At 52.9% G+C, this 13,019-nt stretch carries 10 protein-coding genes and 2 tRNA genes; 10 read left to right on the top strand and 2 right to left on the bottom strand.

Annotation, left to right across the window (positions count from 1 at the left end; all coding sequences use genetic code 11):
* Nucleotides 1–84: transfer RNA gene (locus tag NQ534_RS04405), tRNA-Leu, on the bottom strand.
* A 110-nt stretch (nucleotides 85–194) separates the two neighbouring features.
* Here NQ534_RS04405 and NQ534_RS04400 point away from each other — a divergent pair.
* From NQ534_RS04400 to hisS, 8 genes are all read left to right on the top strand, one after another.
* Nucleotides 195–1,676, top strand: a complete 1,482-nt coding sequence (locus tag NQ534_RS04400) for a sedoheptulokinase (RefSeq protein WP_006860925.1) — start codon at nucleotides 195–197, stop codon at nucleotides 1,674–1,676.
* A gap of 240 nt (nucleotides 1,677–1,916) precedes the next feature.
* Nucleotides 1,917–2,001 (top strand) — tRNA-Leu (locus NQ534_RS04395).
* Nucleotides 2,002–2,263: 262 nt separating this feature from the next.
* The gene (locus NQ534_RS04390; RefSeq protein WP_006860926.1) at nucleotides 2,264–2,791 is read left to right on the top strand and encodes an adenine phosphoribosyltransferase; all 528 of its coding nucleotides are present in this window, start codon (nucleotides 2,264–2,266) and stop codon (nucleotides 2,789–2,791) included.
* A 36-nt stretch (nucleotides 2,792–2,827) separates the two neighbouring features.
* Nucleotides 2,828–5,152 carry a RelA/SpoT family protein gene (locus tag NQ534_RS04385; protein WP_006860927.1) on the top strand — a complete coding sequence of 775 codons (2,325 nt, stop codon included), beginning with the start codon at nucleotides 2,828–2,830 and terminating at the stop codon, nucleotides 5,150–5,152.
* Nucleotides 5,153–5,162: 10 nt separating this feature from the next.
* Complete coding sequence (locus NQ534_RS04380; RefSeq protein WP_006860928.1) at nucleotides 5,163–5,792, top strand: MBL fold metallo-hydrolase; 630 nt, start codon at nucleotides 5,163–5,165, stop codon at nucleotides 5,790–5,792.
* A complete protein-coding gene (hemZ, locus tag NQ534_RS04375; RefSeq protein WP_006860929.1) occupies nucleotides 5,789–7,237 on the top strand; it encodes a coproporphyrinogen dehydrogenase HemZ in 1,449 nt (482 codons plus the stop codon). The genes NQ534_RS04380 and hemZ overlap by 4 nt, the downstream gene beginning before the upstream one ends.
* A gap of 11 nt (nucleotides 7,238–7,248) precedes the next feature.
* Entirely contained in the window at nucleotides 7,249–7,812 is a 564-nt protein-coding gene (locus tag NQ534_RS04370; protein WP_040782374.1) for an HD-GYP domain-containing protein, read from the top strand.
* Nucleotides 7,813–7,826: 14 nt separating this feature from the next.
* Nucleotides 7,827–9,074, top strand: a complete 1,248-nt coding sequence (gene hisS / locus NQ534_RS04365; RefSeq protein ID WP_040782261.1) for a histidine--tRNA ligase — start codon at nucleotides 7,827–7,829, stop codon at nucleotides 9,072–9,074.
* 387 nt (nucleotides 9,075–9,461) lie between these two features.
* On the opposite strand, the gene NQ534_RS04360 is transcribed toward hisS, so the two are convergent.
* Nucleotides 9,462–10,601, bottom strand: a complete 1,140-nt coding sequence (locus NQ534_RS04360; protein WP_006860933.1) for a DUF5105 domain-containing protein — start codon at nucleotides 10,599–10,601, stop codon at nucleotides 9,462–9,464.
* Nucleotides 10,602–10,799: 198 nt separating this feature from the next.
* On the opposite strand from NQ534_RS04360, the gene NQ534_RS04355 reads away from it, so the two are divergent.
* Together NQ534_RS04355 and NQ534_RS04350 are read left to right on the top strand one after the other, a co-directional pair.
* Nucleotides 10,800–12,305, top strand: a complete 1,506-nt coding sequence (locus NQ534_RS04355) for an efflux RND transporter periplasmic adaptor subunit (protein WP_050778282.1) — start codon at nucleotides 10,800–10,802, stop codon at nucleotides 12,303–12,305.
* A 38-nt stretch (nucleotides 12,306–12,343) separates the two neighbouring features.
* The gene (locus NQ534_RS04350) at nucleotides 12,344–13,018 is read left to right on the top strand and encodes an ABC transporter ATP-binding protein (protein ID WP_040782379.1); all 675 of its coding nucleotides are present in this window, start codon (nucleotides 12,344–12,346) and stop codon (nucleotides 13,016–13,018) included.
* The last annotated feature ends 1 nt before the right edge of the window (nucleotide 13,019 follow it).

Here is a 13,019-nt window from a genome sequence, read left to right as displayed (position 1 = left end):
TGCGGAAGATGGGACTTGAACCCACACGACATAACTGCCACTAGATCCTTAGTCTAGCCTGTCTGCCAATTCCAGCACTTCCGCAAGCAAGAAGTATTATAGCACCCGGCAACGGATTCGTCAACAAGAAATTGCAAAAAATTTAAAAAAATTAAAGACTTTCAAAAGAACCTCAAAAGAAAAGGAAGAAAAAGATGAAAGTAATCGGCATTGATATTGGAACAACAACCATCAGCGGTGTGGTGCTGGACAGAGAGGCAGATACCGTGCTTGCTGCCAGAACTGTGGAAAATGGAAGTTTTATGGAAACCGGGCGGTCGTGGGAGCGTCTGCAGGACGTGGCAGTGATTGTGCGCAAGGCGACACTGCTTTTGGAGGAGCTGCTGGAGCAGCATCCCGATGCGGCGGCAATCGGACTGACCGGACAGATGCATGGCATTTTATATACAGATGATGCAGGCAGATGCATAAGCCCGCTGTATACCTGGCAGGATGGAAGAGGCGGGCTGCCGACGGAAAATACGGGGGCGGACGGCAGGGCAGGCGCGCCGGAGAATATACGGGCAGACTGTGGAACAAGTGCGGAGGAAGATGCGGGAGCGGACGGCAGGGCAGGCGTGCCGGAGAATACATGGGCAGACTGTGAAACGGGTGCGGTGGAAAAGACGGGAGCAGGCGCGCCGGAAGTGCCCCGACTGGCGCAGCGGGAAACGCTGGCGGAGGAGGTTTTTCGGGAAACCGGTATAGAGATTGCGGCGGGCTATGGGCTGCTGACGCATTTATATAACCAGCGGCACGGGGAAGTTCCGGACGGTGCCGCCAGGCTGTGCACGATTGCCGATTATTTTGCAATGGTGCTTACCGGGCGCCGGTATCCGCTGATGCATGTGAGCAATGCGGCAAGCCTGGGCTTTTTCGACTGCGGGCGGCTCTGCTTTGCGCGCAGGGCGCTGCGGCGGTTCGGGATAGATGAGAAGCTTCTGCCGGAAGTGACGGCGGATTTTGCGGTGACCGGATATTATAAAGGAATTCCGGTCTGTGCGGCGCTGGGAGATAACCAGGCGGGATTTCTCGGAAGCGTGGGCTTCAGAAAAAATGTGCTGCTTGTCAATATGGGAACCGGCGGGCAGATTTCTATGATGACCGACCGTTACATAAAAATTCCGGACATTGAGACACGCCCGCTGGATAGCGGAAGATACCTGCTGGTGGGCGCTTCGCTCTGCGGCGGGAGAGCTTACGCTATTCTGGAAGCGTTTTTCCGGATGTATGCCGGAGCGCTGACCGGAGAGGAGGCGCCGCAATATGAGACGATGGAACGCCTCGCGCGCAGCGGAGGAACGGGGACGTTGGAAGTCTCGACGCTGTTTGCAGGGACGCGCACTCAGCCTGGGCTGCGGGGAAGCATCACAAATATTTGTGAGGACAATTTTACTCCGGCAGAGCTTATCCGGGGAGTGATGAAGGGTATGGCTGCAGAACTGTATGAGATGTACCGGAAAATAGAAGAGAGCACGGGCAGCCGGGCGGAGCTTCTGGTCGCTTCCGGCAATGGGCTTCGGAAAAATGCACTTCTGCGGGAAACATTTTCAGAAATGTTCCGGGCAGAAATCTGTCTTGCCAGATTTGAGGAAGAGGCGGCGTGCGGCGCGGCATTATCTGCGGCAGATGCCTGAGGTTTGTGAAAATGACTGGGCGGATGGCTCTGAAGGACTGGTTTTGCGGCGCAAGTGCGACGCATTTGCTTCTGGTATTTACTGCATGGCTGGGCAGTAACAGGCAGTTACAAAAAGGTTGAAAAAAGGGCTGCAAAAAAATTGCAAAAAAATTAAAAAAATTTCAAAAAAGCTGTTGACATTCCGGAAAAAGTATTGTATATTAATATGCGTGCGAACGAAGCACATCATAAAGGAAATGCAGGAGTGGCGGAATTGGCAGACGCGCAGGCTTCAGGTGCCTGTGGTCGTTAAGACCGTGTGGGTTCAAGTCCCATCTCCTGCACTTTTTTTATTTTCGCGGGCAATGAGCCGGGCATCATGCCTGCACGGGCATCCGGGGAATGCCGCGAGGGGCGCTGTGTGCCAGTGGCACGCGTTTGGCGCCGGCCGTAACGAAGCGAATTTTAAATAGATTTGCGAAAGTTACTGTGAACGGAGTGAGCAGTAACTTATTGATTAATACAGAAAAAAATGGTATACTATATTTTATCTGTGGGCGGGTAACATTTTCCCGGAAATTTTATATATTGAGTGGAGGAAGACAAATGAAAAAGAGCGTAGAGGATTATATCAGAAGCATACCGGATTTTCCGGAACCGGGCATTATTTTCCGTGATATCACAAGTGTCCTGCAGGACGCGGACGGTCTGCAGATGGCGATTGATGCCATGCAGGCATTTATCAACCCGGAGGAAGTAGATGTGATTGCCGGAACAGAATCCAGAGGATTTCTGTTTGGAGCGCCGATTGCGTACAATCTGCATAAACCATTTGTGCTGATCCGCAAAAAAGGAAAACTCCCCTGCGCGACAATTTCAAAAAAATATGACCTGGAATACGGCACAGCAGAGATTGAGATTCACAAGGATGCCATCAAACCGGGACAGCGCGTGGTAATCATTGACGACCTGCTTGCTACCGGCGGCACCCTGGCGGCGTGCAATGCGCTGATTGAAGAGCTGGGAGGCGTTGTTGCAAAAAATGTATTCCTTATCGAGCTTGCCGGTCTGAACGGACGCAAAAAGCTGGAAGGATATGATGTAAAATCGGTGGTATGCTACGAAGGAAAATAACAATAACAGAAATATCCCAAAGTGAGTGGTGGTTAGATGGACGTAAGGGAAAAAACGACAATAGATGAAAACGAAAAACTGGCGGAAATCAGGCGTGTGGAGGCCCGTGTGAAAAGCATGGAGGACTTTACCGACCCGGATGCGCTCTACCAGGAGCTGATTGCGAGCATCAAAAGGTACCATCCGTCCGCGGATACTTCTATGATTGAGAAGGCATACAAAATAGCGAGCGAGGCTCATAAGGGCCAGAAACGGAAATCGGGGGAGCCGTACATTATCCACCCGCTCTGCGTGGCGATTATTCTGGCGGATCTGGAAATGGACAAAGAGACCATTACCGCGGGGCTTCTGCACGATGTCGTGGAAGATACGGTGATGACCTCGGAGGAGATACGCCAGGAGTTTGGCGAGGACGTGGAGCAGCTTGTAGATGGCGTCACAAAACTCGGACAGCTCAGTTATTCGGCAGATAAAATAGAGGTGCAGGCGGAAAACCTGCGGAAAATGTTCCTGGCGATGGCGAAGGACATCCGCGTTATTCTGATTAAGCTGGCGGACCGGCTGCACAACATGCGGACACTGAAATATATGAGTCCGGAAAAACAGAAGGAAAAGGCGCGCGAGACGATGGACATCTATGCGCCGATCGCACAGCGCCTTGGTATTTCCAAAATCAAGGTGGAGCTGGATGACCTTTCCCTGAAATACCTGCAGCCGGACGTATATTACGATTTGGTGGAAAAAGTTGCACTGCGCAAAACAGAGCGCGAAAAATTTGTGCAGGGCATTGTGGATGAGGTGAAAAAGCATATTGAGGACGCAGGCATCCGGGCACAGGTGGATGGGCGCGTAAAGCACTTTTTCAGTATCTACAAGAAAATGGTAAATCAGGACAAAACAATCGACCAGATATACGATTTGTTTGCGGTGCGCATCATTGTGGATACTGTAAAGGACTGCTATGCGGCACTCGGTGTTATCCACGAAATGTACACGCCGATTCCGGGCAGATTTAAGGACTATATCGCGATGCCGAAGCCGAACATGTATCAGTCCCTGCATACGACGCTGATTGGTCCGAACGGCACCCCGTTTGAAATCCAGATACGTACCTTCGAGATGCATAAGACGGCGGAGTACGGTATCGCGGCGCACTGGAAATATAAGGAGCAGTCCGACGGCAAAAAGCCGGACAGCAGCCGGGAAGAGGAGAAGATGACATGGCTGCGCCAGATTCTGGAATGGCAGCGGGATATGTCGGATAATCATGAATTCTTAAATCTTTTAAAGAGCGACCTGGATTTATTTGCGGAAAATGTGTACTGCTTCACACCGGCGGGCGATGTGAAAAACCTTCCGGCGGGCTCCACGCCGATTGACTTTGCCTATAATGTGCACAGCGCGGTCGGCAACAAGATGGTGGGCGCGCGCGTCAATGGAAAGCTGGTGAACATCGACTACGTAATCCAGAACGGCGACCGCGTGGAGATTATCACCTCGCAGAATTCCAGGGGACCGAGCCGCGACTGGCTGAAAATCGTAAAGAGTACGCAGGCGAAAAACAAAATCAACCAGTGGTTCAAGCAGGAGCTCAAGGAAGATAACATCATCAAGGGCCGGGAGCTGATGAACACTTACTGCAAGACAAAGGGAATTGTGCTCAGTGACCTCACAAAACCGGAGTTTATGCAGGCGGTCATGATAAAATATGGCTTCCGCGACTGGGATTCCGTTCTGGCGGCCATCGGGCATGGCGGTCTGAAGGAGGGGCAGGTAATCAACCGCCTTCAGGAGGAGTACCGGAAGAAGAACCAGAAGGAGCTGACGGACGCACAGGTTCTGGAAACGATAGAAAACGCCGCCGGCGGAGCTGGCAAAGACCGGCAGAAGAGACAGGGCAGCAAAAACGGTATCGTGGTAAAAGGCGTCAACGACGTTGCCGTGCGTTTTGCAAAGTGCTGCAGCCCGGTGCCGGGGGATGAGATCGTCGGCTTTGTGACGAGAGGGCGCGGTGTGACGATTCACCGCACGGACTGCGTAAACATGATTCATTTGCCAATCGAGGAGCGCGCGCGGCTGATCGAGGCGGAGTGGCAGGCGACGCCCGGCGATGTTTCCGGAAGATTTCTGGCGGAGATTAAAATATTCGGCAATAACCGTACCGGTTTGCTGGTGGATATTTCAAAGATATTTACGGAGCGGAAGATTGATGTGCTCAGCGTCAATTCCCGTACCAGCAAGCAGGGAACGGCGACGATTGCAATGGCATTTGAGGTGGAGAGCAGGGCAGAGCTGGATTCGCTGATTGCAAAAATCCGGCAGGTGGAAAGCGTTCTGGATATTGCCCGCACGACCGGTTAGGAGGCAGACAATGAAAAAGCTGCGGCTGGAAAAAAAGGTAATCGGCATGGTATCGACCAACGTATATCTTGCCGTCAATGAAGAGACAAAGGAAGCGTTTCTGGTAGACCCGGCGGACGGCGCGGAGCTGATTGAGGACTGGATCGCAAAGGCGGGTGCGTCTCTGAAGGCGATTCTGCTCACACACGGTCATTTCGACCACATCGGGGCGGTCATGAAGCTGAAGGCGGACCTGCAGGTGCCGGTGTATGCGATGCAGGCGGAAAAAACGGTGCTGGAGGATCCGCTTCTGAACGCTTCCGCAAAATTCGGAAAGTCGTTTTCCGTGAAGGGGGACCGCTTCCTGACGGACGGGGCAATCCTCAGTGTAGCGGGCTTTGACATCACAGTCTATCATACACCGGGGCACACGAAGGGCGGCGCCTGTTATTATCTTCCGGAGGAAAAGGTGCTTTTTTCCGGCGATACGATTTTCTGCGAGAGTATCGGGCGCGCGGATCTGCCGACCGGCAACGGCGCGGAGCTGGTGCGCTCTGCGCGGAAGATTCTGGAGGCGCTTCCGGAGGATACGGCGATTTATCCGGGACACGACGAAGCGACCAGCGTTGCGCATGAGAGGAGATACAATCCGTTCTTATGATTACGGTAAAGCTGAATAAACGGGATTTTGAATACGATATCCATTCTCTGGTAAGAGCTTTTTATCCGGGAGTGGATGTTCCTCTGTATCTGGAGGGAGAAACGCAGCCGGAGGGCTTTGAAAAACAGCTGGAGGTCTTTTACGGTGAGGATGGCATCCGGCTTATCTGGCGGGATGCGGATGGAGCTGTTCTGGCGCAGAAGGAGCGCGCGGTGGATGATTATGAGGACCGGACGGCGACGAAAAATACCCTGAAGGCGCTGCTTTATGAGCTGCTTTCCGAATATACGGGTCAGAAGCTCCCCTGGGGAAACCTCACCGGTATCCGCCCGACCAAGATTCCGATGGGACTTCTGGAGCAGGGCTGGAAGAACACGGAAATCGCGGATTATATGCGTAAGACCTATTATACCAGCAATGAAAAAACGGCGCTCGCCATTTCGATTGCCAATCGTGAACGCGCCATTTTAAAGGATATTGACTATCAGAACGGTTACAGTCTGTATGTCGGCATCCCGTTCTGTCCGAGCATCTGTCTGTACTGCTCGTTTGGCTCCAGTCCGCTGTCGGTCTGGAAGAACCGTGTGGACGATTATCTGGACGCGCTCTGCCGGGAGATTGAGCAGACAGCGCATATCTGGCAGGGGAAGACGCTGGATACCGTGTATATCGGCGGGGGAACGCCGACAACGCTCAGCCCGGAGCAGATGCAGCGGCTGCTGGAAAAGCTGGAGGAGTGCTTTGACTTCAGCCATCTGAAGGAATTTACAGTCGAGGCGGGACGTCCGGATTCCATCACGGCGGAAAAGCTGCAGGTTCTGAAAAAGCACCCTGTCACGCGCATTTCCATCAATCCGCAGACGATGAACGACGGCACGCTGGAGGTCATCGGCAGAGGGCACACGGCGGCTCAGACAAAAGAGGCGTTTGCGATGGCGCGGCAGCTTGGCTTTGATAATATCAACATGGACCTGATTGTCGGATTGCCGGGAGAGGGCTATCCGGAGGTGGAATACACCATGCAGCAGGTGACGGCGCTGGCGCCGGATTCCATCACGGTACATTCTCTGGCGCTGAAGCGGGCGACCCGTCTGAATCTTTTTAAGGATAAGTATGCGCCGGTCAGCTTCGTAAACAGCGGGGAGATTATGGATATGACAGCGCGTTATGCGGCGCAGGCGGGACAGTTTCCGTATTATCTGTACCGTCAGAAGAATATGGCGGGCAATTTTGAAAATGTCGGCTACGCGCGGGAGGGCGCAGCAGGCATATACAACATTCTGATTATGGAAGAGAAGCAGAGCATTCTGGCTCTCGGCGCCGGAGCCTCCACGAAAATCGTGTCCGGCGGAAGGATTGAACGGATTGAGAATGTCAAGGATATCCGCAGCTATATTGAGCGCATCGACGAAATGATTGCACGCAAATCAAAAATAATGGGATGAGCAAAAAAGGTATGGAAGCGAAAAAGTATCATATTATCCAGACGGACATGCAGAAGGAGATTATGCACGGAATCTGCGTGAGCAATCTCGCCTGCAGGGTGGGCAGGCAGCTCGGACTGCCGGAGGATACCTGCCATCAGCTTGCGGTCGCAGGGCTTGTCCATGATATCGGCAAGCTGGAAATCATGAAATATATTTATTCACGGGACGAGGGCACGCCGCTGCATGTGGAGGAGCTGCGCTATGTGAGGACGCATCCCGCGCTTGGCTATGTGATTTTAAATGAGGAGGGCTATTCCCCGGAAATTGCGCAGTGGATTCTGTATCATCATGAAAATTACGATGGCAGCGGATATCCGTCCAACAAATCGGGGGAGGAAATTCCTCTGGGAGCGCGGATCCTGCGGGTCTGCGATGTCTATGCGGCGCTGACGACAAACCGCTCGTACCGCGGGGCGTTTGACAGCGGGACGGCGGTGCGTCTGATGATAGATGAAGTAAAAAATTTTGACATGAAAGTATTTCTGGCGTTCCTGGAAGTGATTCATGAAAACGACGGACAGCCAGAGGAATAGGGAGGATGCGGCAGATGAGCCTGAAAAAGAAGCCGGTTACCGGTATGAAGGATATTACCCCGCGGGAAATGGAAATCCGCGATTATGTGATTGGACTGATTAAGGAAACCTATGGAAAATTCGGCTTTTCTTCCATAGAGACGCCGTGCGTGGAGCATATTGAAAACTTAAGCAGCAAGCAGGGCGGAGAGAATGAGAAGCTGATTTTTAAGATTCTGAAAAGAGGCGAGAAGCTGAAGCTGGAGACGGCGCAGTGCGAGGCGGATCTGGTGGACGGCGGTCTGCGCTATGATCTGACGGTGCCGCTCTCACGCTATTATTCCAACAACGCCAACGAGCTTCCGGCGCCCTTTAAGGCGCTGCAGATGGGCAATGTGTGGCGTGCGGACCGTCCGCAGCGCGGCAGATACCGCCAGTTTATGCAGTGCGATATCGATATTCTCGGCGAGCCTTCCATTCTGGCGGAGATCGAGCTGATCCTTGCCACTTCGACACTGGTCGGCAAGCTTGATTTCGAAAACTTTACTATCCGCATCAATGACCGCCGGATTCTGAAGGCGATGGCGGCGTACAGCGGATTTGCACCGGAGAGCTATGATACGGTCTTTATTATTCTGGACAAGATGGATAAGATTGGTCTGGAGGGCGTTGCCCAGGAGCTGAAAAAAGAAGGCTTTGCAGAGGAGGCGGTGCAGACCTATCTGGGGCTGTTTGAGAAGGTGACCGGCGACCTTGCGGGCGTCCGTTTCCTGCGTCAGACACTGGCGGGCGTTCTGGAGGAATCGGTTGCGGCGGATCTGGAGACTATCATTGAGAGCGTGGAAGCAGTGAAGAATGCGAAATTCAACATTGTATTCGATCCGACGCTGGTACGCGGCATGTCGTATTATACCGGACCGATTTTTGAAATCAGCATCGACGGTTTTGGCGGTTCAGTGGGCGGCGGTGGACGCTACGACGAAATGATCGGGCGCTTTACCGGAAATCCGACGCCGGCGTGCGGCTTCTCCATCGGGTTTGAGCGCATCGTGATGCTGCTTTTGGAAAAGGATTTCCAGATTCCGGGAAAAGCGGAAAAGACAGCCTTTCTCATCGAAAAGGGAATGCCGGAGGACAAGCTTCTGGACGTATTCCGCGAGGCGGAAAAGAGACGTGCAGAGGGCGTCTGCGTCAGCATGAATATGATGAAGAAAAATAAGAAATTCCAGAAGGAGCAGCTTGCTTCGGAAGGATACACGGAAATCGTGGAATTCTTTAAGTAAGATGCCATGCCGTGGACGTGCCTGCCGATGCAGGCAGGACTGCGTATAAAATGTGAAAGACCTTCCGTGCGCGCACACGGCGGGTCTTTTTATATATTGAAAAATCTGACGCTGTGAAAAAGAAGCTGACGCTATGAAAGGGAATCCGGCACCATATAGCTGCAGCCCGGACGATAGGCGGCTTTTGCAGATTTTGCGAGCATAGCGACAGCTTTCGAAGCATGTCTGAGCCTGCGCAGCAGGCGAGTTTGCGAAGAAAGCTGTCCGATAGGCGGCGCAGCAAAATCAAAAAAGCAACGTGTCCGGGCTGCAGCTATATGGTGCCGGATTCCTGTTATATGGCGTCGGCTGTCGGCTGCTGGAGATTCCTGCTGTGCGCTGCCGGATTCACTGCATGGCGTCAGTTTCCGTGCCATTTTCGGTCTCTGCGCCGCTTTCTGCTACGCCGGTATCGGCGTAGAGATTTTCCAGCGCGACGTCCATGCCGCCGAGCAGGGCGTCGGAGAAAGTTTCATCCAGAAGCACCTCCCAGGCGTGGCCATTGTTGATAAGGGGGATGGTAATGGTGCTTTCCGTGCTGCTGGTATTGCTCTCCAGCGCCGCGAGCAGATATTCCGCTGCCTTCTGGGAAATTTCCTCATCGGTTGCACGGATGGATTCCGTGGTCTGCGCATATTCCAGCAGGGAGGTGCGGCACTGGCTGATGATTTCCGGCAGATCCAGGCTGGTGATGGTGACGGAAGCGCTGGCGGTGTCGTTGTCCTCCGTTACGGAACTGATATCGAAGCTGAAAAACTGTGCAATCTGCTCCGCCACGATTTCATCCATACGGGAGGCAAGGGAGCTTCCGGTGCTGAAAACATCGTCCAGCTCCAGATAATTTTTCCATTCCTCTGCGGAAAAACCGGCAAACGGCTCCAGCGTGCATTCCAGCACCTCTGTGGGCGAGAGCAGGTACGGGTCGCGCAGATAGGATACGAGCCCTCCCACAAGCGCATCCTCCAGCTCCGGGCTTTCCTGGATGACCCAGCTATCGTCCGTGTATGTCAGAGAGACTGTGGCGGAGGTGGTGACAAGGTCGTAGGTATTGTTTTCCAGGCAGTCCTTCATGAGCGCAAAGGAGGAGGCGAGCCCCTCCGGCTGGCTGCTGCCCGCCTGGATGACGGAATCTTTAATCATCGCGCAGCACAAATCCTTTGCCAGTTCTTCCGCGTCAAGATTTGTAATGTCCAGCTCCACGGTGGCGGTCGTCTTGTCGTCACTGACGGAGGAGGAGCGTATTTTGTACTTGAAATTTTTGAAAAACAGCTTTACAGCTTCGGTAGTTTCATCACCAATCTCCAGGGGAGCGGAGTTGGAGAGACGGATGTCCTCGTATGAGATAAGGGATTTTATGGTTGTCTCGTCCAGCTTCTGTATCAGGTCCATTTCCTGCCGGACCGCCTTTTCGGGACCTGCATATCCACATCCTGTCAAAAACAGCGCTGCAGTGGGCAGCATCCATAAGAACAGCTTCTTTTTGTCCATATATTCTCCTTAATAGTTGGCACGAAACCTATATTGTTATTTAATGAACTTATTTTATATGAAAAGTGATGAAATGTCAAATTTTTCCATCAAAAAGAGAACGCCTGTTTCTGAAGATTTTGTGAACTTTCATTTTCGTAGTGCATTCAGATAGGAATTATGGTAAGATACAGTGTTAGAAAGGGGAGGCACGGCAAAATGAAAAAGAAAAAAATATGGATTATATTATTGATCATAATTCTGGCGGCAGGTGTGGGGACGGCAGTCTGGTTTTTTAAATTCCGGGATGCCGGGCAACAGGCGGATTCGGAAAATACAGCGTTTGTTGATTCTGTGGCGATGATTACCGGCGTGGGCGGCAGCGGGCGCAGCAACCGCTTTTCCGGCGTTGTGGAAGCGCAGCGGACAGTCGGCGTTGAGGTGGCGGACGGCATGAAGGTGAAGGAGACCTACGTCACTGTCGGGCAGGAGGTAAAGGTGGGGACAAAGCTGTTTTCCTACGATACTGACGAGGCGCAGGACAGCATCACGCAGCTTGAGATTGATATCGAAAATTATGAGATTGAGATAGAGTCCACTAATGCGACCATAGAGCAGTATGAAAAAGAGCGCGCAAAGGTATCGGACAGCGAGAAGCGCGCCTATACGACTTCTATTCTGACGGCGCAGAACTCCATCCGGCGTGCGGAGTACAACATCAAGAGCAAGCAGGCGGAAATGGAGAGCCTAAAAAAACAGATTGCCAATGCGGTCGTCACCAGCGAGCTGGACGGCGTGGTAAAAACGGTTAATAAAAATAATTCCGGCGGCAGCGACGGAAGCAGCGGCATGAGCGGGCTGGACAGCAGCACGGATGAAAATGCAAACGCCTATATCACAATTATGGCGACAGGAGAATACCGCATCAAGGGACTGATTAACGAGCAGAATATGTCGGAGCTGCAGGTGGGCAGTGATGTGGTCGTGCATTCCCGCGTGGATGAATCCCTTACCTGGAAGGGTATCGTGGATTCGATTGATACGGACAACGCGCAGACCAGCCAGAGTAACGTTGTCTATTACGGAGGCAGCGATAATTCCATGACGAATTCCAGCTCTTATCCGTTTTATGTGGAGCTGGAGGATTCCTCCGGACTGATGCTCGGTCAGCATGTCTATGTGGAGCTGGACAACGGACAGACGGAGGAGCGCACCGGCATGTGGCTGGACGCATACTACCTTATCACCGATGAAAACGGAGAAGTGACGCCGTATGTCTGGGCGGCAAATGACAGCGACCGTCTGGAAAAGCGGGAGGTCACGCTGGGTGAATTTGACGAGGACCTTGGTCAGTACGAGATTCTGGACGGGCTGACGGCGGACGATTATATTACGATTCCGTATGAAGGACTGCAGGAAGGACAGACCGTTATCCGCAATGTGGACCAGGATACCGGCGCGATGGGCGGTTATGATTACAGTGGCGACGGTATGATGGAGGACGGCTACGACAGCAGCATGGATATGCTGGACGGCGGCTATGAAGATATCTCCGGAATGGACGGAGCAGACATGGGAGTAATCGATGAAGGCTATGACGAGGCGGACATGGGAGTAATCGACGAAGGCTATGACGAAGCGGACATGGGAGTAATCGACGAAGGTTATGACGATGGAGACAGCGCGGGCTATGACAGCAGCGCGGTGGTGGAAGAGGTGCCGTAGGGCACACGATGCCTTTGCGGGAAAAAGAGGGAACCTATATGATTTTACAGTTGGACAATATCTATAAAGATTATCTCACCGGAAAGATGGTCGTGCCGGTTCTGAAGGATGTCACGCTCCATGTGGAGGAGGGGGAATATGTGGCGATTATGGGACCTTCCGGTTCCGGAAAATCCACGCTGATGAATATTATCGGCTGTCTGGATGAACCGACGAAGGGCACCTTTCTTCTGAACGGTAAAAATGTTCTCGGCTTATCCGATAATGAGATTGCGGAGGAGCGCCTTCACAATATCGGATTTGTGTTTCAGACCTTCCAGCTTCTGCCACGGCAGACGGCACTGGAAAATGTGGCGCTCCCGCTGGTTTATGCCGGTATCTCCAAAAAGGAGCGGAAAAAGCGGGCTGCCCAGGCGCTGGAGAAGGTCGGGCTTGGCGACCGCATGAGCTTTCTGCCGACCCAGTTATCCGGCGGACAGAAGCAGAGGGTGGCGATCGCGCGCGCAATGGTCAACAATCCCAAGATTCTGCTGGCGGACGAGCCGACCGGCGCACTGGACTCCAAATCGAGTGTCCAGGTGCTGGAGCTGTTTCAGCAGCTGAACGAGGAGGGCGTGACGGTGATTATGATTACGCACGATTCCGGCGTTGCGCAGCACGCAAAGCGGGTCGTGTACATTTTCGACGGGGAGCTTTCGGAAAAACGGGGGTAAG

Origin of the sequence: Marvinbryantia formatexigens DSM 14469, from assembly GCF_025148285.1 — a bacterium.
GTDB lineage: Bacteria > Bacillota > Clostridia > Lachnospirales > Lachnospiraceae > Marvinbryantia > Marvinbryantia formatexigens.
The sequence above is the reverse complement of the archived record's forward strand: the minus strand, read 5'-3'. Positions and strand labels throughout refer to the sequence as shown.